Source organism: Streptomyces sp. Je 1-4 4N24 (assembly GCF_026239515.1).
GTDB lineage: Bacteria > Actinomycetota > Actinomycetes > Streptomycetales > Streptomycetaceae > Streptomyces > Streptomyces nigrescens.
The window spans coordinates 1,269,097-1,295,125 of the sequence record NZ_CP110836.1; the positions used below are offsets into that span (position 1 = coordinate 1,269,097).

Consider the following 26,029-nt stretch of genomic DNA (forward strand, 5'->3'; position numbering starts at 1 on the left):
GCCCCGCAGCACCGAGAGGCTTTGCACCATGGTCAGCACCTCCCCGCCGCTCGCCGACGCCCTCGCCGCGGGACCGGTCGTCCTCGACGGCGGGCTGTCGAACCAGCTGGAGGCCGCCGGACACGACCTCAGCGACGCCCTGTGGTCGGCACGGCTGCTGGCCGAGGAGCCGGCGGCCGTCGTGGAGGCACATCTGGCGTACTACGAGGCCGGGGCGCAGGTCGCGATCACCTCCAGCTATCAGGCGACGTTCGAGGGGTTCGCGCGGCGCGGCATCGGTGCCGGGCAGGCCGCGGAGCTGCTCACCCGGAGTGTGGAGCTGGCCCGTGAGGCGGCCGGGCGGGCGTTGGCCGGCGGGGTCACCGGGCCGCTGTATGTGGCCGCCTCGGCGGGCCCGTACGGCGCGATGCTGGCCGACGGCTCCGAATACCGCGGCCGCTACGGACTGTCGGTGGCGGAGCTGGAGCGGTTCCACCGGCCGCGTCTGGAGGTGCTGGCCGCGGCGCGGCCCGATGTGCTGGCGCTGGAGACGGTGCCGGACGCGGAGGAGGCCCGTGCGCTGGTGCGGGCGGTGCGCGGGCTGGGGGTCCCGGCCTATCTGTCGTACAGCGTCGCGGGGGACCGTACCCGGGCCGGGCAGCCGCTGGCGGAGGCGTTCGCGGTGGCGGCGGAGGCCGACGAGGTGATCGCGGTGGGGGTGAACTGCTGCGCACCGGACGACGCGGACCGGGCCGTGCGGCTGGCGGCGCAGGTCACCGGCAAGCCGGTGGTGGTCTATCCGAACAGCGGGGAGAGCTGGGACGCCGCCGCGCGGGCCTGGTGCGGCAGCCCGGCGTTCAGCGCGGACCGGGTCGCCGCCTGGGCCGCGGACGGTGCCCGGCTCATCGGGGGCTGCTGCCGGGTGGGCCCGGACGCCATCGCCGAGCTGGCGGCCGGGCTCGGCCGCTGACGGGCCCCGGGAGCGGGACCGGCGGCCCCGGACGCGGGCCGAAGGCGTTACACAGACGCAACCGACGCAGCGGCGACAGAGCCCCGGGCCGATGGCAGGATGCAGCCACATCGCAGCACGCATGGCTTGGTTGATGTTCATCCTGCCCCTGGAGGGCCTGTGTCCGCTCGCTCCGCGTTGCCTGTCATAGCCGTTGCCACGGCCGTCGTCGTTCTGGCGGGGTGCAGCAGCACCAAGTCCGACGGGAAGAAGGGTTCCGGCGGTCTGGAACTGGTCTCTTCCGGGACCCTGAAGACCTGCACCCACCTTCCGTACGCACCGTTCCAGGTGAAGAAGGACGGCAAGGTCGTCGGGTTCGATGTGGATCTGGTGGACCTGGTCGCCAAGGATCTCGGCGTCAAGCAGGAGATCGTCAACACCCCCTTTGAAGGCATCGAGACCGGCCAGGACTTCACCATCCGCAAATGCGACCTGGCCGCCGCCGGCATGACGATCACGTCGGCGCGGGACAAGGTCATGGATTTCTCCGACCCCTATTTCAATGCCACCCAGGCGCTGCTGACGAAGCAGGGCAAGCCCGTCAAGAAGATCGAGGATCTCAAGGGCAAAAAGCTCGGCTATCAGAAGGCCACCACCGGCGGGATCTACGCCAAGGAGCACGGCAAGGGCGTCGAACTGGTGGAGTTCGAGGATCTGGGGCTGCTGCTGACCGCGGTGAAGTCCGGCCAGGTCGCTGCCGGTATCAATGACAACGGGGTGCTCCTCGACTATGTGAAGCAGAACCCGGACACCAAGGTCACCGCGGAATTCAACACCGGTGAGCACTACGGCATCGGCGTACGGACCGGCAATGACGCGCTGCGCAAGAAGATCAACGCGGCGATCAAGAAGGCGAAATCCGACGGGAGCTACGACCGGATCTACAAGAAGTGGTTCGGCACCACCCCGCAGAGCTGAGGCCGGCCATCATGCCTGTGTCCAAAAGACAGCGCGCGCGGATCACCCGCGGCGTGCAGTACGGCGTCCTGGTCGCCGCCGTGGTGGTCTTCGCGCTGATCGCCGACTGGCATCAGCTGCGGATGGCGTTCTTCGACGTCGAGGTCGCGAAGGCGCTCTTCCCCGAGATCATCACCACGGCGCTGGTCAACACCGTCCTCTACACCCTGCTCGGATTCGGTTTCGGTCTTGCGCTGGGGCTGGTGCTCGCGCTGATGCGGCTCTCGTCGGTGCCGCCCTACCGCTGGATCGCGGTCACCTATATCGAGTTCTTCCGCGGCATTCCTTGTCTGCTGGTGTTCATCGCGCTCGGCTTCGGTGTGCCGCTGGCCTTCGAGGTCGCGCTCGATATGAACATCACCGTGATGCTGTCGCTGGGCCTGGTGGGCGCCGCCTATATGGCGGAGACCATCCGGGCCGGTATCCAGGCCGTCCCCAAGGGGCAGACGGAGGCGGCGCGTTCGCTGGGGATGTCGCAGGGGCGGGCAATGGCCTCGATCGTCATTCCGCAGGCGTTCCGTATCGTGCTGCCGCCGCTGACCAATGAACTGATCCTGCTGACCAAGGACTCCTCTCTGGTGTATCTGCTGGGTCTGTCCCTCACCCAGTTCGAGCTGGCCAACTTCGGCCGGGACGCGCTCAATGAGCACAAGAGCCTGACCCCGATCCTGATCGCCGGGCTGCTCTATCTCGTGATCACCCTCCCCCTCGGCCAGCTGGTCCGTCGGCTGGAGGCCCGTACGGCGAAGGCCAGGTGAGCGGCGTGACGACCGAGCAGGCGGCACCGGAGACGGCGGACGCGAAGGCCATCGACGTCCAGGGCCTGCGCAAGGCCTTCGGGGAGCTGGAGGTGCTGCGCGGTATCGACTTCTCGGTGGCGCGCGGTGAGGTGGTGTGTGTCATCGGCCCCTCGGGGTCCGGGAAATCGACCCTGTTGCGCTGTGTGAATCTGCTGGAGGAGCCGAGCGCGGGCCGGGTCGTGGTGGCCGGCACCGAGGTCACCGACCCGGACGTGGACATCGACCGGGTCCGCCGGCGGATCGGGATGGTCTTCCAGTCCTTCAACCTCTTTCCGCATCTGACCGCGCTGGAGAATCTCACGATCGCCCAGCGGCGGGTGCTGCGCCGCGACCGTACCGAGGCGGAGCGGATCGGCCGTGCCAACCTCGAACGGGTCGGGCTGAGCGACAAGGCGGCCGCCTATCCGGCGCAGTTGTCGGGCGGGCAGCAGCAGCGGGTGGCCATCGCCCGTGCGCTGTCGATGGAGCCGCAGCTGATGCTCTTCGACGAGCCGACCTCGGCACTGGACCCGGAGCTGGTCGGTGATGTGCTGGCGGTGATGCGGTCGCTGGCGCAGGAAGGGATGACGATGCTCGTCGTCACCCATGAGATGAGCTTCGCGCGGGAGGTCGCCGACCGGGTGGTGTTCATGGACGGCGGGGTGATCGTCGAACAGGGAACCCCGGAGCAGGTGGTGGGTGCCCCGCAGCACGAGCGGACCAGAACGTTTCTGGCGCGGGTGCTGGATCCGGCGGCCGCCGAGGTCGGCGAGGTCGCGGACACCGGCGCGGCGGGCAAGCGGGTCGATCGCTGAGCGCCTGGCGCCTCGTGCGACGGGCCGCCGCGGTACGTGTGCCGACGGGGCGAGGGCGGAACGCCGGAAAAGTGGCGCTCCGCCCTCGCCCCGTGGAGGTCCGCCGTCCTCCGCCTCGGTTCAGGACAGCGGCTTGGTGAGCTTCTTGGTCATGGTGCTGTTGCCCGCCAGGCTGCAGCTGATGGTCTTGATGCCGAGCTTGTAGCCGTTGAGGTTGGGGTACTGGATGTAGGTGCCCTCAGCGGTGCCGGGGGGCTGCCGGGCCGCCTTGCGCTCCAGCTCGTTGCGGCACAGCGACGAGGCCTTGTCCTTGATGTCCGACTCGGTGGTGAGTCCGGACCCCAGCCGGTGGGTGCTGACGACCTCGGCGTCGTGCGGGCCGTTGCAGGAGGCTTCGTCATTGGTGCCGCCGCCGCCCACCGGACGGTCGTAGCAGTCGCCGACCTTCAGCAGATAGAAGGGGATCTTGCCGTTGGAGGGCGTCGGCAGGGCGCTCTCGAAGTCGCTGTCGGTGGGCGTCGCGGTGGGCGTCGGATCACCGAAGGGCGTCGGGGACGCGCTCTCGGACGGGGTGGCGCTGGTGCTCGAACCGGACGGCTGGGCACGGTGGTTGCCGCTGTCGTCGCTGTTGCTCACCACGATGACGGTGATGACGGCGGCCAGCACGAGCACCCCGCCGCCGATGATCGCCGCGATGACCTTGCCGTTGCCGCCACCGCCGGGCGGGCCGGGCGGCGGCTGCTGCCAGCCGCCGGGACCACCGGGGCCGCCGGGGCCGGGCGGGCCGTAGCCACCCGCGGGCGGGCCGTAGCCGCCGGGGGCCTGGTTGCCGCCCGGAGGCGGACCGTAGCCACCCGGGCCGTAGCCGCCCTGGCCCTGATCGCCCGGACCGTAGCCACCGGCCGGCGGGCCGAAGCCGCCCGGGGCGGGGTGGGGAGGCTGGTTCGGCTGGTTCGGCGGCGGAGGAGGAAAGCTCATGGCGAAATGATTGCTTCTTTACTCGGTTTTACGGGACTCGGTGACCAACCTGGAACAATTCACGTCTGAAATGTCCGGACCCTGGGCACCGTTGGCGACAGACAACAAGCCAGCCTACGGCTCGGAGGTTTTCCGTGTTCACCGACCTTCCCCTGGACGCGCTACGCACCTACTGCCCACCGCGTCCCGAGCCGGCCGGTTTTGAGGCGTTCTGGCGGCGCACCCTCGTCGAGGCCCGCACCCATGACCTCGACGCGCGCTTCACCGAGATCGACGCGGGGCTCGCCCTGCTCCGCACCCATGACGTGACGTTCGCCGGGTTCGGCGGGCACCCCATCCGCGGCTGGTTCCTGCTCCCGCGCGCCGCCAACGGGCCGCTGCCCTGCGTCGTCCAGTACCTCGGTTACGGCGGTGGGCGGCTGCTGCCGCACGACTGGCTGCTGTGGCCGTCGGCGGGGTACGCCACCCTGGTCATGGACACCCGCGGCCAGAGCGGCCCCAACCGGCCCGGTGACACCCCCGATCCGGTCGCCTCCGGCAATCCGGGCGTACCCGGCAAGCTGACCCAGGGGCTGCTCGATCCCTACGGCTACTACTACCGGCGGCTGTTCACCGACGCGGTACGGGCAGTGGAGGCGGCGCGCGGACATCACGCGGTGGACACCGACCGGATCGTGGTCGCCGGCCACAGCCAGGGCGGTGCCGTGGCCCTGGCGATGACGGGTCTGGTCCCCGGTCTGGCCGGTGCGCTGATCGATGCCCCGTTCCTGACACACATCCGGCGCGCGCTCGAGATCACCGATGTCGGCCCGTACGGCGAACTCACCCGCTACTTCGCGGGTGCGCGCGACCGGATCGACACCGCGCTGCTCACCCTGGACCACTTCGACGGCCTGAACTTCGCCGCCCGCGCCACCGCCCCGGCGCTCTTCAGCACGGCGCTGCGCGACGAAGTGGTGCCGCCGTCCACCGGTTTCGCCGCATTCCATCACTACGCGGGCGAGAAGGAACTGAAGGTATGGCGGTTCAACGCCCATGAGGGCGGTGGCGGTGAGCAGCGGGCCGCCGAGATCGCGTTCCTGCGCGGACTCTTCGGGTGAGCGGACGGGCCCGGGGGCGGCCTCTCACACCGCCCCGAGCAGGTGCTCCAGCGCCAGTTGGTCCAGATGCTCGAAGGCCATCCCGCGGGCCGCCGCCGCTTCGACGTCGAAGGTCTCGTAGGCGGTGCCGTCGGCGAGCAGGCCGGCCAGGCCGTCCTCGGCGGTGGGGCGGCCCAGCTGGTCCAGGCGCGCGGCCTGCAGCGCGTCCTGGACGGCCGGGTCGGACCGGAAGTCCGCCGCGCGCTCCTTGAGGATCAGATAGTTGCGCATACAGCCGGCCGCCGAGGCCCAGACACCGTCCAGGTCCTCGGTGCGCGGCGGTTTGAAGTCGAAGTGCCGCGGCCCGTCGTAGCCGGCCGTCTCCAGCAGGTCGACCAGCCAGAAGGCGGAGCGCAGATCCCCCGCTCCGAAGCGGAGGTCCTGGTCGTACTTGATCCCGCTCTGGCCGTTGAGATCGATGTGGAAGAGCTTGTCCGCCCAGAGCGCCTGGGCGATGCCGTGCGGGAAGTTCAGCCCGGCCATCTGCTCATGGCCGACCTCGGGGTTGACGCCGTAGAGCTCGGGGTGCTCCAGCCGCTCGATGAAGGCGAGGGCGTGGCCGACGGTGGGGAGGAGGATGTCGCCGCGCGGCTCGTTGGGCTTGGGTTCGAGGGCGAACCTCAGGTCGTAGCCCTGCTCGAGCACGTACTGGCCGAGGAGGTCGAAGGCCTCCTTCATCCGGTCCAGGGCGGCCCGGACGTCCTTGGCCGCGCCGGACTCCGCGCCTTCCCGGCCGCCCCACGCGACATAGGTGCGGGCGCCCAGCTCGGCGGCGAGGTCGATGTTGCGGAGCGTCTTGCGCAGGGCGTACCGGCGGACACCGCGGTCGTTGGCGGTGAAGGCGCCGTCCTTGAAGACGGGGTGGGTGAAGAGGTTGGTGGTGGCCATCGGGACGATCAGGCCGGTGGCGTCCAGCGCCTGCCGGAAGCGTTTGACGGCCGCCTCGCGCTCGATGTCACCGGCGCCGAACGGGATCAGATCGTCGTCGTGGAAGGTGACGCCGTACGCGCCGAGGTCGGCGAGGCGGTGCACCGACTCCACGGGGTCCAGGGCGCGGCGGGTGGCGTCACCGAAGGGGTCACGGCCCTGCCAGCCGACGGTCCACAGGCCGAAGCTGAACTTGTCCCCGGGCACGGGCTGACGGCTCATCGTGACTCCCTCGATCATTTCGTCAAGGCGCTTTACAAATTATGCCGCGGCCAAACTAATATGCGACAGCACACCGGGGAACCCCCTGGACCGAGACCATGGGCGACGGGCCGCCGAGGGAGAGTGCACGATGGGCGCGCAGGCAGCGGGACCGCTGGTCGTCGGGGTGGACAGCTCCACGCAGTCCACCAAGGCGCTGGTCGTGGACGCGGTGACCGGTGCGGTCATCGCCCGGGGCCAGGCGCCGCACACGGTCAGCGGCGGCGCCGGCAAGGAGAGCGACCCACGGCAGTGGTGGCAGGCGCTGGGCGAGGCGCTGGCACAGTGCGGCGATGCGGCGCGGCAGGCCTCGGCGGTGTCCGTCGGCGGGCAGCAGCACGGGCTGGTCACTCTGGACGCGGCCGGTGCGCCGGTGCGTCCCGCCATGCTGTGGAACGACGTCCGGCCGGCGCCCCAGAGCGAGCGCCTGATCGCGGAGCGGGGCGGCGCGGCGGCCTGGGCGGACCGGGTCGGGAGCGTGCCGGGCCCGGCGTTCACCGTGGCCAAGTGGGCCTGGCTGAAGGCGAACGAGCCGGCCTCGGCCGCCGCCACCGCCGCGGTACGGCTCCCGCACGACTACCTCACCGAGCGGCTCACCGGCGAGGCCGTCACCGATCGCGGCGATGCGTCCGGGACCGGCTGGTGGGCGTCGTCCACCGAGTCCTATGACGCGGAGATCCTGGCGCACGTCGGGCTGGAGCCCGAGCTGCTCCCGCGGGTGGCGCTGCCGGGCGAAGCCGCCGGGACCGTACACGCCGGTCATCTGCCGCTGCCCAAGGGCGCGTTGGTGGCCGCCGGCACGGGCGACAACATGGCGGCCGCGCTCGGCCTGGGCCTGCGGCCCGGCCGGCCGGTGCTGAGCCTGGGCACCTCGGGGACGGTCTATGCGGTCTCCGCCCACCGGCCCGCCGATCCGGCCGGCACCGTGGCGGGCTTCGCCGACGCCCGCGGCGACTGGCTGCCGCTGGCCTGCACCCTCAACTGCACGCTCGCCGTGGACCGGGTGGCGGCGCTGCTCGGCCGCGACCGTGAGTCGGTGGAGGACGGGGGCGAGGTGGTGATGCTGCCGTTCCTCGACGGTGAGCGCACCCCGAATCTGCCCAACGCCTCGGGTCTGGTGCACGGGTTGCGGCACGACACCACGGGCGGTCAACTGCTCCAGGCCGCCTACGACGGCGCGGTGTTCACCCTGCTGCAGGCGCTGGACCGGGTGCTGGACGCGGACGCCGCGCCCGATGCGCCGCTGCTGCTGATCGGCGGCGGAGCACGGGGCCGGGCCTGGCGGGAGACCGTGCGCAGGCTGTCGGGCCGCCCGGTGGTGGTGCCCGAGGCGCAGGAGCTGGTGGCGCTCGGGGCGGCGGCACAGGCGGCCGGGCTGCTGCTGGAGGAGGATCCGGCGGCGGTGGCCCGCCGTTGGGGGACGGCGCGCGGCGCGGAGTACGAGGCGCGGCCGCGGGACGAGGCCGCCTGGGAGCGGCTGACGGCTACCCTCGCCGACGGCGCGCCGCTGCTGCGGCGGTGACCGCACCCCCGAAGCCGTGGACCAGGAGGGACACCGGCTCCCACCCGCACCAGGAGGAGACCCTGTGACCGCGTCCGGCGGCGACACCCAGCACGGCATCCGGCGGCGCAATCTGGCCCGGGTGCTGCGGACCGTGGCCGGGCACGGTCCGCTCTCCCGGGCCGGGGTCGCGGCACGCATCGGGCTGACCCGGGCGGGGGTGGCCCCGCTCGTCGACGAGCTGCTGCGGGCCGGGCTGCTGGTCGAGACGGGCCGGGCGGCGACCGGCGGCCGGGGCAGGCCGGGCAGCGAACTGGCGGTCAGCGACCGCGGCCCGGCCGGGATAGGGGCCGAGATAGGCGTCGACCATCTGGCGGTGTGCGCCGTAGATCTGCGCGGGCGGGTCCGGGCCCGGGTGGCGGCCGACGCGGCGAACCGGCACCGCGCTCCCGGGCCGGTGCTGCGGCACCTGTCCGCCCTGCTCGCCGAGGTGACCGCGGAGATCAGCGCCGAGGGACTGCGGCCGGCCGGGCTGACGGTCGCGGTGCCGGGTCTGGTGGCCCGTGACGCGACGACCGTGGTGCACGCCCCCAACCTCGGCTGGCGGGCGGCCGATCTCGCACCGGGGCTCGCCGGGGCAACGGCTCCGGAGGGCGGCTCCTTCGCCGTCCCGCTGACCGTCGAGAACGAGGCCAACCTCGGCGCGCTGGCCGAACTCCGGCTGGGCGGGGACGCCGGGCGGCCGGCCCCGCCGCCGGATTTCGTGCATGTGTCGGCGGAGATCGGGATCGGCGCCGCGGTCGTCGTGGACGGTCAACTCCTGCGGGGCGCCCGGGGGTTCGCCGGTGAGCTGGGGCATGTGCCGGTCTATCCGGACGGCCCGCCGTGCGACTGTGGCGGGCGTGGCTGTCTGGAGCAGTACGCGGGGGAACAGGCCGTGCTGCGGGCGGGCGGGCTCACCCCCGAGCGGGCGGCGGCCCATCCGGGGCCGGGTGCCCGTATCGGTCTGCTGGCGCGCCGGGCCGCCGACGGGGACGCCGCCGTCGTGCGCGCCCTGCACGATGCGGGTGCGGCGCTGGGCATCGCGCTCGCCGGGGCGGTGAATCTGCTCGATCCGCAGGCGGTGGTCCTCGGGGGTGCGCTGGCCGGGCTGGCGCCCTGGGTCCTGCCGTCCCTGGAGCGGGAGTTGGCGCTGCGGACGGCCGTCACGGCGGAGGACGGGCGGGCCGGGGGGCCGGAGGTGACGGTGTCCCGGCTGGGCGCCGACGGACCGCTGCTCGGGGCGGCGCACGCCGCGCTCCAGGGCGTCCTGGACGATCCCCTCCATTCCTGCGCCCCGGCACACTCTCCCCGGAATTGAGCCCGCTAAACCTTTCCATGGAGCGTGAATTCCATGCCACCCAATCGAGCGATTGTGCCGATAAAAACAGCACCACTACCTTCGGTTCGGCGGGTTGCCGCGGGACTGCCTTGAAACGGGGTTTCGGGGCGGGCCGCACAGCACCCTCGAAGAGATAGGTGGCACGGTGACGATTGCCGACGAATCGCTGCACGACAGCGCGGAAGACGCCCAGAATTCCAGCCTGAGTACCACTGCGGCAAGGAATTTGGCGACCACCACCAAAACCGCACCGCAGATGCAGGGCATCACTTCCCGGTGGCTGCTGCGGCTGCTGCCCTGGGTGCAGGTGTCCGGTGGCACCTATCGCGTGAACCGCCGGCTGAGCTACACCCTCGGCGACGGGCGCATCGGTTTCGACACCAGCGGCAGCGATGTGGCGATCATCCCGGACGAGCTGCGCGAGCTGCCCGCGCTGCGGGAGTTCACCGATACCGAGGTGCTGGCGGCCCTCGGCGACCGCTTCACCCAGCAGGAATACGCGCCCGGTGAACTGATCACCGAGGCCGGCGGGCCGGGCGACCGGCTGGTGTTGCTCGTGCACGGCCGGGTGGACCGTATCGGCACCGGCAAATACGGCGAGGATGCGGTGCTCGAAGCGCTGGCCGGCGGGGATCACCTCGGCGACGAGCCGCTCACCGACCCCGAGGCGACCTGGGGGTTCAGCTATCGCGCGGTGACCCGGGTAACGGTCATGACGCTGTCCCGGCAGGCCGCGCGGGAGGTCATCGACCGCTCCCCCGGGCTGCGCGAGCATCTGGCCACGGCCCGTCAGGGCTCCTCGCAGCCGATGAACGCAAGCGGGGAATCGGCGGTCTCCGTCGCCTCGGGGCACCGCGGCGAGCCGTCCCTCCCCGGCACCTTCGTCGACTACGACCTGGCGCCCCGGGAGTACGAACTCAGCGTGGCGCAGACGGTGCTGCGCACCCACAGCCGGGTCGGCGACCTCTACAGCGACCCGATGAACCAGGTCGAGGAGCAGCTCAAGCTGACCGTCCAGGCGCTGCGGGAGCGCCAGGAACACGAGATGATCAACAACCCCGAGTTCGGGCTGCTGCACCACGCCGACCTCAAGCAGCGCATCCACACCCGCAGCGGCCCGCCCACCCCCGACGATCTCGACGATCTGCTCGCGACGGTCTGGAAGGACCCGGGCTTCCTGCTCGCCCATCCCCTGACGATCGCGGCGATCGGACGGGAGTGCAGCGCCCGCGGGCTGTATCCGACGGCGGTTGATTTCATGGGGCATTCGCTGCCCTCGTGGCGCGGGGTGCCGATTTTCCCGTGCAACAAGATTCCAGTGACGAAGGAGCGGACGAGTTCTGTTCTGCTGCTGCGCACCGGCGAGGAAAAGCAGGGCGTCGTCGGCCTGCACCAGACCGGAATTCCCGATGAATACGAGCCGGGCCTTTCGGTGCGTTATATGGGCCTGGACGACCGGGCGGTCATCAAGTATCTGGTCAGCGCCTATTATTCGGCGGCCATTTTGGTGCCCGATGCGCTGGGTGTTCTCGACGACGTACAGATCGGCCACTGAACGACTCCCGGCAGAAAACCGGCGCGCCCCGGGAGCGGTGGTTCTCGCCGCCCTGACGCGCGGGCGTTTCTCCGTACCGCACCGATCTACGCACAGCACAGACAAGAACAGGTGAGCCTTCCTCATGACCACATCGGTGGACCCGACGTCCGGCCCGCAGGAGTCCGCGACCGTGCAGACCCGCTCCAGCCTGGACACCGCGGCGGCGCGCAAGCTGGCGACCACGACCAAGACCGTGCCGCAGATGCAGGGGATCTCCTCCCGCTGGCTGCTGCGCATCCTGCCCTGGACCCAGGTCTCCGGCGGTGCGTACCGCGTCAACCGCCGGCTTACCCACACCCTCGGTGACGGCCGGGTGGAATTCGTCTCGACCGGCTCCGAAGTCCGGGTGATTCCGGCGGAGTTGCGCGAGCTGGCGCCGCTGCGCGGCTACGCCGACACCGCGACGCTGGAGGCGCTGGCGGACCGCTTCGTCCAGCGGGAGTTCGCGCCCGGTGATGTGCTGGCCCGAGCGGGCGGGCCCACGGACCGGATCGTGCTGATCGCCCACGGCAAGCTCGACCGTATCGGCGCCGGCAAGTACGGCGACGAGACCGTGCTGGGGGTGCTGGCCGACGGTGACGCGATCGGTGCGGCGGCGCTACTGACCGCGGACGCGGAGTGGGAGCACTCCGTACGGGCGGTGACCCGGGTGACCGCGCTGACCCTGTACCGCAGCGACCTGGAGGAGGTGCTGGGCCGGTCGGAGTCGCTGCGCAGCCACCTCGCGGAGGTCGGTGCGGCGCTGGTGCCGGCGCAGAACAAGCACGGTGAGGCGGCCATCGAGCTGGCCGCGGGCCATGTCGGCGAACCGGCCCTGCCGGGCACCTTCGCCGACTACGAACTGGCGCCGCGGGAGTATGAACTCAGCGTGGCGCAGACGGTGTTGAAGGTGCATTCGCGGGTCGCCGATCTCTACAACGACCCGATGAACCAGCTGGACCAGCAGCTGCGGCTGACCGTGGAGGCGCTACGGGAGCGCCAGGAGCACGAGCTGGTCAATAACCCCGAGTTCGGGCTGCTGCACAACGCCGACCTCAAGCAGCGTCTCCACACCCGCAGCGGTCCGCCCACCCCCGACGATCTGGACGAGCTGATCTCCCGGCGCCGCAAGACCCAGTTCCTGCTGGCGCATCCGCGGACGATCGCCGCCATCGGCCGGGAGTGGAACGCCCGGGGCATCTACCCGACCACCGCGGAGTGCGAGGGCACCGCGGTCCGCGCCTGGCGGGGTATTCCGCTGCTGCCCTGCAACAAGATCCCGATCACTCCGGACCAGACCAGCTCGATTCTGGCGCTGCGGGTCGGCGAGGAGAACCAGGGCGTGGTCGGGCTGCACCAGACCGGCATCCCGGACGAGTACCGGCCCGGCCTGTCGGTGCGCTTCATGGGCATCAATGATCAGGCGGTCATCAATTACCTGGTCAGCGCCTACTATTCGGCGGCGGTGCTGGTGCCGGACGCGCTGGGCATTCTGGAGGACGTCGAGATCGGCCACTGACCGGCGGGTCCACGGGCCCCGGGTGCCGCGTCCACGAGCGGCCGTCAGTGCCGTCGGCGTGGCACCCGAGTGACGTCCGATCAGGTATCTCGCCACTCCTGACCTGCGCCGTTCTGCCTTTGGTCAAGCCATTGGCAGAACGGCCATTCCCTTGGCAGGGCGTGCCCTGTTGCGCATCATGAACGCACCACATGTGCGTGACATGTACGCGACCACCCCCCTCGGTCCTTGTCAGGAGTTCACATGGAGCCCGCCCCCCGCCGCCCGGCCCGCCGCCGTCTGCTGACCGGTGCGGCCGCGCTCGCCACGGCCGCCGCACTCACCCCCCTCACCTCGGCCGCCGCCGGTGCCACCGCGCAACGGCGGACGCCACCCGGCGGCACCTACCCCCCGGTCGAATGGATTCCGGCGAACCGGGGCAACTACACCACCGCCGACCGTCCGACGCAGTATCCGGTCGAGACGGTCGTGGTGCATGTGACCCAGGAGACCTACGCGGACACCCTCAAGCTGTTCCAGGACCCGGCGCACAAGGCGGCCGCGCACTATGTCGTACGGTCGGCCGACGGCCATATCGCCCGGTGCGTACGCGAGCGGGACGTCGCCTGGCACGCCGGGAACTGGGACTACAACACCCGCAGCATCGGCATCGAGCACGAGGGCTGGATCGACGACCCGACGTGGTTCACCGACCCGCTCTACGAGCAGTCCGCGCTGCTCACCGCCGCCATCTGTGACCGGTACCGGATCCCCAAGGACCGGGAGCACATCATCGGCCATGTCGAGGTCCCCGGCACCGACCACACCGACCCCGGTGAGTTCTGGGACTGGGCCCGCTATCTGCAGCTGGTCAACGAGGTGTCCTGGCAGCACGCCGGATGACACGGCCCGCGGCGAGGACCGCGGCCGGCGACACAACGGCCGTTCCGCGCGTGTACCGATTCATGACATCTCCGGGCCATAGTGGGCGTCTTCGGCACCTGGGACAGTTGGCGTGACGTCAGGGGGGATCGTGAAGCGGCGATTCGGTCGAGTGCGCGCGGTGCTGACGGTGCTCATGGCCTGGGGTGTGCTGGCCGGCGGAGGGGTGGCGGGCGGAGCCCCGGCCACCGCCGCGGGCACGGGCCTCCACCGCTCCGGTGCCGTGTCGGTGGCACCCGGTGTGGCCTACGGCGAATTCCGGATGACGGTGCCGCGCGGCACCGTGCACGGGCATCTGCTGACCGTCGATCTGGCCGATCCGCGGGTCTCGGTGGATCTGCTGTATCCGGGGGCGGTCGGCGCGCGGTCGCCGGTTTCCCAACTGGTCGCGGAGCGCCGGGCGGTGGGGGCGGTCAACGGGGACTTCTTCAATATCACCGAGACCCAGCACCCGGGTGTACAGGCGACCGGCGCCTCGGTCGGCCCGGCGGTGGCCTCGGGGCGGCAGCTGAAGGGCGCGGTGCCCGACGGGCAGCGGTTCGGGCCGGTCATGCCGCCCGGCGCGACCACCGAGGACGTCCTCGGCGTCGGCTACGACCGCCGCGCCCGGCTGGACCGGCTGACGCTGCGCGGTGCGGTGCTGACCGGCGAGGGGGCGCTGCCGCTGCGCGGACTGAACCAGTACGCGCTGCCGGTCGGCGGGATCGGCGCGTACACCCCGCAGTGGGGTCCGGCGTCCCGGGTGCGCGCCACCTGCGGTACGGACACCGACCGGGCCGCGCCGTGCAGCACGGAGACCGCGGAGGTGACGGTCCGGCACGGCCGGGTGACCTCGGTCGGGGAGGTGCCGGGCGCCGGCGGGGTGCCGGTGGGCAGTGTGGTGCTGGTGGGCCGGGAGGAAGGGGCGCGGCGGCTGCGTACGCTGCAGATCGGTGAGCCGGTGAGCGTCAGCTCGTACCTCGTCGGCCAGGGGCACGGCCGGCTGCGCTGCGCGGTGGGCGGCTTCCCGATCGTGCGGGGCGGCGCTCCGGTGGCCGGTCTGGACACGCTCGCCGTGGCGGTGCGCACCTCCGCGGGGATCGGGGCGGGCGGCCGGGTGCTGTATCTCCTGGCGCTGGACGGGGCACCGGGCCAGACCGGCCTGACGGTGCGTGAACTGGCGGACCTGATGGCGCAGTTGGGTGCGCGGGACGCGGTGGATCTGGACGGCGGCGGGTCCTCGACCCTGGTCACCGGTGACGCGTACGGGGCCACGGTCCGCAACCATCCGTCGGGGGGCGCGGAGCGGCCGGTGCCCAATGCGCTCGGGGTGTTCTCCGCCGGGTGAGGCCCGGGGCCGCCGCCGGTCAGGATCCGTCGGCGGGCGCGGCGCCCGCGGTGCGCATCCGGGCCAGGGCGTGGACACCGCCGGCCGGCGCCAGGTCGGAGAGCAGCAGGAAGCCGAGGGAGTAGGTGCCCTTACCGCGGTGGACCGCGCCCAGGACGAGGGCGGGCAGAAAGCCGCCGAGCCGTTCCTGGGGCGTCACCCGCGCCACCAGCGCGACGACCGCACCGGCGGCCGCGCCCAGGCCGGCCGCCATGACCAGGAAGTCGACGGTGCCCACCGGGTTCAGCGCCGGGTCGAAGGCCTGGATGATCGCGCACAGGGCGGCCGCGCCCAGCGACCAGGCGGTGACGACGGCCGGGTGCACCCGGTCCGCGCCCCAGCCGCCGAGGGGCCGGAAGACGGCGGCGACCAGGACGCAGCCGGCCGCCATGGCGCCCGCTTCGGTGACACCGAGGTGGTACCAGGTCTGCAGATAGACCGGCAGATGGACGCCCGCCGCGACGATGCCGCCGAAGGCGATCGCGTACAGCGCGGCCGGCTCCCAGGTGCCGCGCAGCCGCCCGGCCCGGAGGGGTCGGGTGCCCGGCGAGGTCCGCGGACGGGGCCGGTCCGGATGGTCGCTGATCATCAGGGCGCCGAAGAAGCCAAAACGGTCGGTGAGCGCGCCGACCGGCACCCCGCCCAGCGCGCCGACCAGCAGCGGCGCCGCCACCAGCGCCGCGACCTCGGTGCCGGTCAGGCTCAGGCCGGTCCTGAAGGTGTGGCCCAGAGGGGAGAGCAGGCTCCAGGCCCAGAAGGTGACCGCGCAACCGGTGGTGGCGAGGAGGAGGTTCCGGTAGGCCGCCACCGTCACGGACGCAGACTGCTCACCACATCGGCGGCGCCGGACAGTCCTTGGTGGATGTCCGGGGCGAGGCTGCTGCTCGCCAGATAGAAACCGAGCAGCGCGCACACCAGGGCGTGCGAGAACTTGAGCTTGCCGCTGCGCAGGAAGATCACGGTCAGGACCACCAGCAGCAGTACGACCGAGATGGAAATCGCCATGGGACGCACACCTCCTCAACCGCCGCCCGAACGGGCGGCAAGGGGTGGCCAGTTTGGCGTATTTCAGGCTATGTCCGGTTCCCGTGCGGGTGCTCCGATCGGGTGATCACTGCGGGTCACGGACGGGCGGCGAGGCCCGGCGGTGAGGCACCGGAGGACGGCGGCGGCGCGGGCCGCACACCCGGCCCGTCCGCTGTGGCGTGGATCACGTCACTCCCTGCAACGGAGTGTGGCGATCTGCCGTCTTAGCGGCCGACACCGCCGCCCTCCCCCCCTGCTGACGGAAAGCCCCGAGATGAGCCGCTCCCCCTTCCCCCGCCGCCGGCCGACCCGGCCACTGCGCGTCGCGCTCGCCATGGTCACGGTGGTCGGCTCGGGCGCGCTCAGCGCCTGCGCGGGCTTCGCGGCGCCGGCGCCCGTGGTTGACCCGGTGAAGGTGGCGCTGGGGGCGGCCGGCGGCACCAGGACCGTGCAGGCCGGCGACAAGCTCAAGGTGACCGCGGAGGGCGGCGTGCTGACCGAGGTGACGGTCACCGACCCCAGGGGGCGGCGACTGCCCGGCGGACTCGGGGGCGGGGGGACCGTCTGGACCTCCAGCGCCAAGATCGCCCCGGCCACCAAGTACTCCATCGTCGCCAGGACCAAGAGCGCCGAGGGCGGTGTCGGCGCGGCCAAGGAGTCACTCACCACCGCCAGGGCCGCCCGGCTGAACACCCTGGTGCTCGACCCCGGCGTACAGGACGGCGTGGTCGACGTCGACCGGCTGCTCACGCTGACCTTCGACCAGCCGGTGACCGACCGGGCCTCGGTGGAGCGCCGCCTGAGGGTCACCACCGACAGCCGGACGACCGGTTCCTGGGACTGGGCCAAGGACCGCAACGGCATGGACCAGGTGACCTGGCGGGCCGACCGGCGCTGGAAACCGGGTACCGAGGTCACATTGCGGGCGGAACTCGACGGGGTGGACTCCGGCGGCGGCCGCTACTTCACCGGCGACTATGACCTGAACTTCACCATCAGCCGGAGTTGCACCGACTCGGACATGGGACGGGTTTGTGGCAAGGTCCACGTGGGTGACCCCGCCGGGGTCACCGCATCCTCCGTACGAGGGAAAGACGACCACACCACCGGGATCGGAGACTGGAATGACGGCTGATCCCCGTGGCACAGAAACAGCGCCCCCGTGTCGAGCAGCTGACCCCTTTCAGAGCCTAATGTGACGGAATGAGCACCGTGCAGGACCAGGATCAACTCACGGGGTGGCGGCGCTTCCGGCGCCGTGTCCCCAATGGCTTCGCCATCATCTTCAGCGTATTGGGGCTCTTTTGTGCCCTGACGGCGCTGATCGGGCCGCTCCGGCGCGGACTCCACCCGGTGATCTACTGGCTGGACACCCTCACCATCCCGGTGGCGCCGAACTTCGCCTATGCGGCGTTCCTCTTCCTCCTGGGCGCGGCGATGACCGCCCGGAAACGCGTGGCGCTGTGGTTCGTGGTGGCCTACATGGTGCTGGTCACCCTGGCCGACGCGCTCTTCCTGGCCCACGGGTACTGGGAGTTCGCGTTCTCGCTGGTGCTGTGTGCGGCGGCGCTGGTGCTGCTGCTCGTCTCGCACCGCGAGTTCTATGCGATCACCCGGCGGGGCGCGTTCCTGCGCGCGATCCTGGTGCTGGCCGGCGGGCTCGTGGCCGCGGTGCTGATCGGCTGGGGACTGGTGTCGCTGGCCCCCGGCACGCTGGAGCCCGGCGCCGCCAACCGGCTGCTGTGGACGGCCAACCGCGTCTGCGGCGGGCTGGTCGGCGGTCATATCGTCGAGGGCCATCCGCCACACTGGATCAGCGTCGTCCTCGGCCTGCTCGGTGCGCTGGCACTGCTCAACGCCGCGGCCACGCTGTTCCGTTCGCAGCGGATGGAGGCCGCGCTGCACGGCGACGAGGAGGCCCGCATCCGGGCGCTGCTGGACCGCTACGGCAGCCAGGACTCGCTCGGCTACTTCGCCAGCCGCCGCGACAAGGCCGTGGTCTTCTCCCCCAGCGGCAAGGCCGCCGTCACCTACCGCGTCGAGGCCGGTGTCTGTCTGGCCAGTGGTGACCCGGTCGGTGACCGTGAGGCGTGGACGCAGGCCATCGAGGCATGGCTGGAGGTCGCCGGCCGGTACGGCTGGCAGCCCGCCGTCATGGGCGCGAGCGAGAGCGGCGCCAAGGCGTTCGCCCGCAGCGGCCTCGGCGCGCTGCAGCTCGGCGACGAGGCGATCCTGCATGTGAAGGACTTCGACCTGGACGGCCGGGAGATGCGGGTGACCCGCCAGGCCGTCAACCGCGTCGAGCGGACCGGTGCGACCTTCCGCGTACGGCGCCACTCCGCGCTGACCGACGAGGAGATGCAGGAAGTCATCCACCGGGCCGACGCCTGGCGGGACACCGAGACCGAACGCGGCTTCTCGATGGCGCTGGACCGGCTGGGCGACCCGGAGGACGGGGAGTGCCTGCTGGCCGAGGCGTTCGACGGCGACGGCAACATGATCGCGCTGCTGTCCTTCGTGCCGTGGGGCAAGGACGGCATCTCGCTGGACGTCATGCGCCGTGACCGCTCGGCGCCCAACGGCGTCATGGAGTTCATGGTGGCCCGGCTGTGCGCCCAGGCCGGTGCGCTGGGCGTACGGCGGATCTCGCTGAACTTCGCGGTCTTCCGGTCCGCCTTCGAGGAGGGTGCCCGGATCGGCGCCGGTCCGGTGCTGAAGGTATGGCGCCGGTTGCTGCTGTTCTTCTCCAAGTGGTGGCAGCTGGAGGCGCTCTACCGCTCCAACGCGAAGTACAACCCGGAGTGGTACCCGCGGTTCCTGTGCTACGCGGACGCCGGTGCGCTGGCCCGGATCGCCCTGGGCTCCGGTATCGCCGAGGGTTTCGTGGACGTACCGAGCCTGGTCACGCTGTGGGGCAAGGGTCACAAGAAGCGGGTGCTGGCCCCCGCGAGCACGGCCGGCCTGCCGTCGCTGGACGAACTCGGCCTGGTGAAGGCGGGGCCGGCCACCGAGGAGGAGCTCCACGAGCAGGAGCTGGCCGCGCTGCCCGAGCAGGTGCGGGTGCGCCACCGCAAGCTGGAGCGGCTGCGGGAGGCCGGCACCGACCCGTATCCGGTGGGCGTGCAGCGGACGCACACCCTGGGTCAGGTCCGCGACGAGTACCCGGACCTGACGCCCGGCACGCGCAGCGGCAAGTCCGTCAGCGTCGCCGGGCGGGTGCTGCTCACCCGTGACCACGGCGGGGTGCTCTTCGCGGTGCTGCGCGACTGGTCGGGCGATCTGCAGGTCGCGCTGACCCGGGACGGCAGCGGCAAGGAGCTGTTGGACCGCTTCGGCTCGGACATCGACCTCGGTGACCATGTCGAGGTGGAGGGCGAGGTCGGCACCAGCGACCGCGGTGAACTGACCGTGTTCGTCACCCGGTGGCGGCTGACGGCCAAGTGCCTGCGTCCGCTGCCTGACAAGCGGCGCGGTCTGTCCGACCCGGAGGCCAAGGTCCGCCAGCGGTATGTGGACCTGGTCGTCTCGACGGACGCGCGGGAGAACGTACGGGCGCGCAGCACGGCCGTGCAGGCGTTGCGCCAGGGGCTGATCGACCGGGGTTACCTGGAGGTCGAGACGCCGATGCTGCAGCAGATCCACGGCGGCGCCAACGCCCGCCCGTTCCACACCCATATCAACGCCTACGACCTCGATCTGTATCTGCGGATCGCGCCGGAGCTGTATCTCAAGCGGCTGTGCGTGGGCGGTATGGAGAAGGTCTTCGAGATGGGGCGGACGTTCCGCAACGAGGGCATCTCCTACAAGCACAACCCCGAGTTCACGATGCTGGAGGCGTACCAGGCGTTCGCCGACTACGACGTGATGCTCGATCTGACCCGGGAGCTGATCCAGGGCGCGGCGATCGCCGCGTTCGGCAGTGCCACCGCCCGTAAGGCGGATGCGAACGGCCGTCTGGTGGAGCACGACATCTCGGGTATCTGGCCGGTCAAGACCGTCTACGGCGCGATCTCCGAGGCGCTCGGCGAGGAGGTCGACGCGGACACCGCGCCGGACCGGCTGCGCAGGCTGTGCCATGCCTCGGCGGTGCCGGTGAAGCCGGAGATGGGCCGCGGCGACATCGTCCTGGAGATGTATGAGCGCCTGGTGGAGGAGAAGACCCAGCTCCCCACGTTCTACAAGGACTTCCCGACCGATGTGTCGCCGCTGACCCGGCAGCACCGCAAGGACCCGCGGCTCGCCGAGCGCTGGGACCTGGTCGCGTTCGGCACCGAGCTGGGCACCGCCTACTCGGAGCTGACCGACCCTGTCGAGCAGCGCAGGAGGCTCACCGCGCAGTCGCTGCTGGCGGCCGGCGGTGACCCGGAGGCGATGGAGCTGGACGAGGACTTCCTGCAGGCCCTTGAGTACGCGATGCCGCCGACCGGTGGTCTGGGCATCGGCGTGGACCGGCTGGTGATGTTCCTGACGGGTCTGTCGATCCGCGAGACCCTGCCGTTCCCGCTGGTGCGGCGCCGCTGACGGCGGTCGCCCACGAGCAGCGCCCGGCGCCCGTCGCGGCGGGCGAGACACCACAGGCCACCCTTGCGGGGGTGGCCTGTGGCATTTGTGGGTGCCTCCCCGGGCCGGTCCGCCGGTCAGAACCAGTTGACGGTGAGCGGGAAGTCGCCGGTGGCGGTGGCGCCCGAGGAGTCGGTGGCGGTGACGGTGACCGGGAGGGTGCCGGTCTGCCAGGGCCTGCCGCCGATCCGGCCGCTTGTGGCATCGAGGCTCAGACCCAGCGGCAGGCCGGTGGCGTGGTAGGTGAGCGGGGGTCTGCCGCCGGTGGCGGCCAGTTGGACGGTGCAGCCCTGGCCGAAGCGGCAGGTCTGCGGACCGGGGGTGGTGAGCTCGATGTCGTCGCCGGGCGGTTCGGTGCCGCCGGTGTCGAACACCGCGGTGACGGGGGTGGCGGTGGCGGCATTGCCCGCGTGGCCGGTGCCGTACATGTCCTCGAAGGTCCGCAGCAGGCTGAAGTGGTTGTAGGCGCCGCCCACCGTGCCCTGCTTGACATGGGCTCCGTGGAAGACGGTCGCGATCCGGTTGGAGCCGAGGTAGTTGTCCTCGTCCCAGGTCACCATCAGCAGGCTGTTGTGGTCCTTGGCCCACCGGGCGTAGGAGTCGAGGTTGTTCCTGAGCCAGGTGTCGCCGCTGCCGACGGCGCAGTCGTGCATGTCGTTGCACATGTCCGGGATGACGAAGGACAGCGTCGGCAGCTTGGTGAAGTCGTCCTTGGGGAACTGGGCGAAGGTCTTGCCGGTGGTCACCGGGACGTTCTTGAAGGCGAACCAGGGGTTGTGCTTCTGCGCGTAGCGGCCGCTGGAGCAGGTCGTGGAGCCCTCGCTCGGCAGGCCCTCGTTGTAGCTGGCGAAGGTCTTGCCGGCCGCGATCAGCTCCTGGGCGAGGTTGGGCGCGGACAACGACTGCGCGGTGTAGCAGCCGTCGCCGGTGATGCCCTGGGTGGCGCCGGAGAAGAGGTTGAAGTAGTTCGGCTGGCTGGGGTGGGTCAGGGCCTTCATACCGGTCAGTCCGGCGCCGTCCTGGGCGAGCTGGTTGAGGTAGGGGGCCTGGGAGTTGCCGATGATCTCGCCGTACTGCTTGTTCTCGAAGACCACGATCACGACATGGTCGTAGGACGGCAGCGCGGACCGCACGGTCCGCGCGTCCGCCGCGGAGGCGACGGCGAGCAGACCGAGCGTGCCGAGTGTCGCCACGACCGCCCTGCGCAGACGGATCGCTGTGCGTCTCATCAGGTATCGGCTCCTTGTCCGGGGGGATGTGGGGCGGGTGGGGGGTGTCAGTCCTCGCGTCGGGCCGCGTCCGCGACGGCGAGCCGCAGAAAGCGCGGTACGGGCAGTTCACAGCGGCGGCAGGCGTCGGCGACCGCGGCCCGGACCGCCGCGCGCCGGTCGGGCGGCATCATCAGCAGCACGCTGCGGCCCGGCCGTCGTCCCGGCCACGAGGCGGACCAGGCACCGGCGCACAGGGCGTCGTGGACCGCGGTGGCGAGACCGGTGGCCGTGACCGTGGGATCGCCGGAGCGGCGGGCCGTCACCAGCAGCAGGCTCGGCTCCGGGCCGCCGTCCGGGGCGCGCAGCGGCTGATGGCTGCCGTCGGCCGCGAGCAGCCGCCCGGTCCGGGCGAAGAGCACGGCCCGGCGCAGCGCGTCGTCGCCGGGCACCCCGGTGGTCAGCAGACGCGCCAGCTGTGCGCGGGTCGGCGGGCAGCCGCCCCCGTCGGCGTGCAGGGACGTCACCGCCAGCGCTGCCGCACACTCCAGCGGCTCGGCGACGGAGAGCCCCACGGCGTCCGGCAAGGTGGCGTCCAGCTGCAGATCGGCGCCGTCCCGGCCGATTCCGGCGGCGGCGAGGGTGCGCAGCGCGGCGTACGGGCGGGCCGCCCAGCCGGGGGCGCGGCCGGCCGGTCCGGTGAGCGGGAGTTCGGCGGTCTCGGCCGGGTGCTGGAGCGAGCCGCAGCGCAGCATTCCGTCCTCGCGTGGGGCGACGGCCGCGGCGACATGCCAGTTGGCCGCCGCGACCCAGCCGGTCCGGGGCGCCGTACCGGTGCCGGGCGGGGCGGCGGGCGCGGTGAGCCGGAAGGCGTACGGTGCCCGCCACACCGCTTCGGGCAGGCGGTGGTACGCCGTCGAGAAGCCATGGGCGAGCAGCCGCAGCAGGGGGGCCGCCGTCGCGCGGTGGGCCAGGTCCACCGCGTTCAACCCAGCTCTTTGCGGGCGAGCAGCCGGTAGGCGTTGCCACCGTCGGTGGCCCGCGCGAGCGCGGTGCGCAGGTTGTCGACGGCGAGGGCGGCGGCGTAGCCGGGAACCGCCATGGCCTGTACGGCACTTCGGGCGGCGCGGCGGGTGCGGGTGGCGGGGACCGTGGCCCAGGGCGCCTGCGGGTCTGGGGCGAGCCGGTTCGCTGCGAGGGCGACGGCTCCGAGGAAGTCGGCGTTGTTCTGGTGGGCGGCGCCGTGCTGCTCGGCCAGGACGGTGAAGCCCCGGGCCGCCAAGGCCTGTTTGAGGTTTCCGGCCGGCATCAGGTGCTGGTGCTGGGGCTGGAACCAGGGCAGCCAGTAGGGGCCGAGCAGACGGCCGATCCGGGACTCGGGGTCGGGGAGTTCGATCAGCAGATGGCCGCCGGGGGCCAGGACCTTGACGGCCGCGTCGAGTTCGGCGAGGGGGTCCCGGGTGTGTTCGAGGTAGTGGTGCATGCTCACTGTGTCGTAGCGGCCGGCGAGCCGGTCCGCGAGATCGGGGAACTGGCCCTGGTAGGCGGTGGCGATCCAGCCCCGCCGTTCGGCCTCGTGGACCCCTTCGCCCATGTCCAGCCCGTCGAAGCGGGTGCCGGGCCAGACGGCGCGGGCGGCATTGCAGAAGTGCCCCGCGGCGGTGCCGACATCGAGCCAGTTCCTGGGGGTGGTGAAGGGCCGGAGCAGCTCGGCGCGGTCGCGGTAGGTGGCGCTCATCCGGCCGAGGACCAGGGCGGCGCCCTCGCCGCCGAGGCCTTCGTAGAAATCGCGGTAGTAGAAGTCGAGTCCCTCCGGGGTGAGCCGGGGGTTCTGGAAGACATGGCCGCAGTGGCGGCACTCCTCCAGGGTGAAGCGGCCGGGCTTGCCCTGGAGGAGATCGGGCATCCGGACCCGTACGACGGGGTCGGGCGCCGAGCACCAGGGGCAGTCGGCGCGGCGGGGTTCGAAGAAGCGGTCGGTGCCGGCCGCGAGGTCGGCGGTGTACCCGGCGTGGCGTGCCGCGGTGCCGGCGGCCCGGGGCGGCTCGGCGGGCGGGGTGGCCAGGGTGCGCAGCGCGGCGGACAGGGAGCGCAGCGGGCGGGACGCGGTGGCGCGGGCCAGGCCGGCGGGGCGCAGGCCCCGGGCCGGGCTCAGCACGGCGGCGGGCTGCAGCCAGTAGAGGGCGGCCGCCGCCGCGCCCCAACGCGGCGCCGAGAACAGGCACTTCGCCAGCAGCGCCAGGCCCGCCAGCTGGGCGGCGGACAGCAGGGCCGGCGGGAGGCCCCGGGCGCGGAGTTCCTCGGCGCGCCGGGCGGGGTCGGGGTGCGGCGACCGCAGGCCGGGGGCGATGGCCCAGCCGGTGGCGTCCGGGGCGTACTCCTTGAGGGTGCGGAGCAGCCGGATCAGGCCGGCCACCGAGGGCGGCGGTGCCTCGGAGTCGAGCCCGGCCCGCCGGTGGATGTCGTCGGCCACCAGCAGGGCGTGGCCCGCGCCGTGTCCCGGCGCGCACCGGTCCGTGCGGTGGGCCGCCGGGTCGAGCAGCCGGAGCAGACCGAGAACACTCTCGGCGTCCAGGTGGGCCGGGACCAGGTCCACGACGCGCAGACCTTCGCGGGTGGCGTGGGCGACCGCGGCACGCAGGGTCGCCTCGTCGGCCACGACGCCGGGCGCGGTGATCAGCTGCCAGCCGGGGAGCGGGGGCCGCGCGGGGTCGTACGGCCCGGCGGGGTCGAGCACCGGCAGCGCGGCGAGCCGGCGGCGGGCGCGCACGGTGCCCGCGCCCAGGGCCGTCACGGCGACGGCCGCCGCCCATCGCGTGCGGTGTCCCGAACGGTGCGCTCGCGTCATCTGGCTCACGGTCCCTTCTCGTTCCGGGTCGGGGCGGTGCCGGGTGCGGACGGGCCGGGGCGCGGTCCGGGCGGCAGTTTCTCCAGGCGGTCGGCCGCGGTGGCGGCACCGCCCGCCGCGGCGAAGGACGCCTGGATGCGGCGGGCCGCACGGCGGTGGGCGGGGTCGTCCAGCACGGCGGTCAGGGCCTGGTGAAGTTCGTCCGTACGGGCCCGGCCGAAGCGCACCCGCACGCCCGCCCCGGCCTCGGCCACCTGGCGGGCGACGATCGGCTGGTCGTCGCGTACGGGTGCCACCACCAGCGGCAGCCCGTACGCGAGTGCCTCGCACACGGTGTTGTGGCCGCCGTGGCACAGCACCGCGTCGAGGTGCGGCAGCAGCTGGAGCTGGGGGACGTACTCCTGGTGCAGCATGTGCGGCGGAATGTCTCCGGCGAGGTCGGCCGGGGCGGCGAGGATCAGCTGCGCCCGGTCCGCGAGCGCGTCCGCGGCGCGCAGGACCGCGGGGTAGAAGCGGGCGCCCGCCGCGCGGTTGAGGGTGCCCAGTGAGACGAGCACCCGTGCGCGCCCGGGATCGAGCCGGCGCCACGGGAAGTCACCGGTGGGCGGGCGGGCGCCGAAGGCGGGTCCGACGAAGGCGTAGTGCGGCGGATAGCGCCCCGCGAAGCCGTTGGCCGCGTCCGGTGCGTGCGCCGCGGTCCGCTCCGGCCCGCCGTCACCGATGAGCGCGGGGGTGGAGAAGACCAGGACGAGGTGCGGGGAGAAGCGCGGGTCCCAGCCGCCGGGCGCACCGCACTCGGCGAGCAGTGCCGCGATGCGGAGGTTCACCCACTCCCCCACCTTCGGGAAGTCGTCGAACGGCCGGATGATCTCCGCCGAGGTGGTCGCCGAGGTCGCCCAGGGCAGACCGTGCCGGCGCGCCACCAGGGGCCCGGCGAGGGCCTGTTGGTCGGCCACCAGGACGTCGGGACGGAAGGTTTCGACGGCGGTGTGCACACCGGGCAGCATCGCGCGGGCGAGCGGGATGAGGGCCTCCGCCCACAGGAAGCGCAGGGCGGCGATGCCCCGCAGATCACGCCATCGTGCGCCGCCGAGGTCATGGCCGTCGGCCGCGTCCCGGTCCCCCGCCGGGTACAGGAGGGAGCCGGTGGGGAGCAGCGGCGCCAGGGCCGCGGCGGGGCCGGTCCAGGCGACCTGGTGGCCGCGCGCGGCGAGTTCGGCGGCGACGGCGAGGGTGGGGTTGACATGTCCGGCCAGCGGCGGGACGACGAACAGCACTC

21 protein-coding genes are annotated in these 26,029 nt (G+C 72.2%); 13 read left to right on the plus strand and 8 right to left on the minus strand.

The annotated features are described in order from the left end of the window. Positions 1-28: 28 nt before the first annotated feature. The 4 genes from mmuM to SLV14N_RS05305 all read left to right on the plus strand — a co-directional run bounded on the left by mmuM (position 29) and on the right by SLV14N_RS05305 (position 3,539). Positions 29-949, plus strand: coding sequence for a homocysteine S-methyltransferase (gene mmuM / locus SLV14N_RS05290; RefSeq protein WP_208679956.1), 921 nt, complete (start codon positions 29-31; stop codon positions 947-949). Between the two features lie 159 nt (positions 950-1,108). Then, on the plus strand, positions 1,109-1,906 hold the full coding sequence (locus SLV14N_RS05295) for a basic amino acid ABC transporter substrate-binding protein (protein ID WP_208679957.1): 798 nt from the start codon (positions 1,109-1,111) through the stop codon (positions 1,904-1,906). Positions 1,907-1,917: 11 nt separating this feature from the next. Beyond that, the gene (locus SLV14N_RS05300; RefSeq protein WP_026169437.1) at positions 1,918-2,703 is read left to right on the plus strand and encodes an amino acid ABC transporter permease; all 786 of its coding nucleotides are present in this window, start codon (positions 1,918-1,920) and stop codon (positions 2,701-2,703) included. After that, positions 2,700-3,539, plus strand: a complete 840-nt coding sequence (locus SLV14N_RS05305; protein ID WP_269470879.1) for an amino acid ABC transporter ATP-binding protein — start codon at positions 2,700-2,702, stop codon at positions 3,537-3,539. The genes SLV14N_RS05300 and SLV14N_RS05305 overlap by 4 nt, the downstream gene beginning before the upstream one ends. Before the next feature lie 120 nt (positions 3,540-3,659). On the opposite strand, the gene SLV14N_RS05310 is transcribed toward SLV14N_RS05305, so the two are convergent. Next, entirely contained in the window at positions 3,660-4,517 is an 858-nt protein-coding gene (locus SLV14N_RS05310) for a septum formation family protein (protein WP_263268336.1), read from the minus strand. Positions 4,518-4,651: 134 nt separating this feature from the next. Here SLV14N_RS05310 and SLV14N_RS05315 point away from each other — a divergent pair, with 134 nt between their 5' ends. Next, complete coding sequence (locus SLV14N_RS05315) at positions 4,652-5,617, plus strand: acetylxylan esterase (protein ID WP_208679959.1); 966 nt, start codon at positions 4,652-4,654, stop codon at positions 5,615-5,617. Between the two features lie 24 nt (positions 5,618-5,641). Here the strand turns inward: SLV14N_RS05315 and xylA are convergent, their stop codons facing one another. Continuing rightward, positions 5,642-6,805: a xylose isomerase gene (gene xylA, locus SLV14N_RS05320; RefSeq protein WP_208679960.1), complete on the minus strand. Its 1,164-nt coding sequence runs from the start codon at positions 6,803-6,805 to the stop codon at positions 5,642-5,644. Between the two features lie 130 nt (positions 6,806-6,935). Between xylA and xylB the strand changes: the two genes are divergently transcribed. The 6 genes from xylB (at position 6,936) to SLV14N_RS05350 (ending at position 15,069) form a co-directional block, all read left to right on the plus strand. After that, positions 6,936-8,366, plus strand: coding sequence for a xylulokinase (gene xylB, locus SLV14N_RS05325; protein ID WP_208679961.1), 1,431 nt, complete (start codon positions 6,936-6,938; stop codon positions 8,364-8,366). Positions 8,367-8,430: 64 nt separating this feature from the next. After that, positions 8,431-9,705, plus strand: a complete 1,275-nt coding sequence (locus SLV14N_RS05330; protein WP_263268338.1) for an ROK family transcriptional regulator — start codon at positions 8,431-8,433, stop codon at positions 9,703-9,705. A gap of 166 nt (positions 9,706-9,871) precedes the next feature. Next, positions 9,872-11,281, plus strand: coding sequence for a family 2B encapsulin nanocompartment shell protein (locus tag SLV14N_RS05335; RefSeq protein ID WP_263268340.1), 1,410 nt, complete (start codon positions 9,872-9,874; stop codon positions 11,279-11,281). Positions 11,282-11,405: 124 nt separating this feature from the next. Then, complete coding sequence (locus tag SLV14N_RS05340; RefSeq protein WP_208679964.1) at positions 11,406-12,821, plus strand: family 2B encapsulin nanocompartment shell protein; 1,416 nt, start codon at positions 11,406-11,408, stop codon at positions 12,819-12,821. A gap of 243 nt (positions 12,822-13,064) precedes the next feature. After that, the gene (locus SLV14N_RS05345; protein ID WP_208679965.1) at positions 13,065-13,703 is read left to right on the plus strand and encodes an N-acetylmuramoyl-L-alanine amidase; all 639 of its coding nucleotides are present in this window, start codon (positions 13,065-13,067) and stop codon (positions 13,701-13,703) included. 175 nt (positions 13,704-13,878) lie between these two features. Then, a complete protein-coding gene (locus tag SLV14N_RS05350) occupies positions 13,879-15,069 on the plus strand; it encodes a phosphodiester glycosidase family protein (protein ID WP_263273024.1) in 1,191 nt (396 codons plus the stop codon). A gap of 19 nt (positions 15,070-15,088) precedes the next feature. On the opposite strand, the gene SLV14N_RS05355 is transcribed toward SLV14N_RS05350, so the two are convergent. Beyond that, positions 15,089-15,922, minus strand: coding sequence for an MFS transporter (locus SLV14N_RS05355; protein WP_263268342.1), 834 nt, complete (start codon positions 15,920-15,922; stop codon positions 15,089-15,091). Further along, the gene (locus SLV14N_RS05360) at positions 15,919-16,113 is read right to left on the minus strand and encodes a hypothetical protein (protein ID WP_018088533.1); all 195 of its coding nucleotides are present in this window, start codon (positions 16,111-16,113) and stop codon (positions 15,919-15,921) included. The genes SLV14N_RS05355 and SLV14N_RS05360 overlap by 4 nt, the downstream gene beginning before the upstream one ends. A gap of 295 nt (positions 16,114-16,408) precedes the next feature. Here SLV14N_RS05360 and SLV14N_RS05365 point away from each other — a divergent pair, with 295 nt between their 5' ends. Together SLV14N_RS05365 and lysX are read left to right on the plus strand one after the other, a co-directional pair. Continuing rightward, on the plus strand, positions 16,409-17,269 hold the full coding sequence (locus SLV14N_RS05365) for an Ig-like domain-containing protein (RefSeq protein WP_263268345.1): 861 nt from the start codon (positions 16,409-16,411) through the stop codon (positions 17,267-17,269). A 68-nt stretch (positions 17,270-17,337) separates the two neighbouring features. Beyond that, positions 17,338-20,655 carry a bifunctional lysylphosphatidylglycerol synthetase/lysine--tRNA ligase LysX gene (lysX, locus tag SLV14N_RS05370; RefSeq protein ID WP_263268346.1) on the plus strand — a complete coding sequence of 1,106 codons (3,318 nt, stop codon included), beginning with the start codon at positions 17,338-17,340 and terminating at the stop codon, positions 20,653-20,655. Between the two features lie 116 nt (positions 20,656-20,771). Here the strand turns inward: lysX and SLV14N_RS05380 are convergent, their stop codons facing one another. From SLV14N_RS05380 to SLV14N_RS05395, 4 genes are read right to left on the minus strand one after another with little or no spacing between them, the layout of a single operon-like run. Next, complete coding sequence (locus tag SLV14N_RS05380) at positions 20,772-21,923, minus strand: alkaline phosphatase family protein (RefSeq protein ID WP_317633696.1); 1,152 nt, start codon at positions 21,921-21,923, stop codon at positions 20,772-20,774. 47 nt (positions 21,924-21,970) lie between these two features. After that, positions 21,971-22,882, minus strand: coding sequence for a galactokinase (locus tag SLV14N_RS05385; RefSeq protein ID WP_259670724.1), 912 nt, complete (start codon positions 22,880-22,882; stop codon positions 21,971-21,973). 5 nt (positions 22,883-22,887) lie between these two features. Next, positions 22,888-24,750: a class I SAM-dependent methyltransferase gene (locus SLV14N_RS05390; protein ID WP_259670134.1), complete on the minus strand. Its 1,863-nt coding sequence runs from the start codon at positions 24,748-24,750 to the stop codon at positions 22,888-22,890. Positions 24,751-24,755: 5 nt separating this feature from the next. After that, entirely contained in the window at positions 24,756-26,027 is a 1,272-nt protein-coding gene (locus SLV14N_RS05395; protein WP_208687714.1) for a glycosyltransferase, read from the minus strand. Positions 26,028-26,029: the final 2 nt, after the last annotated feature.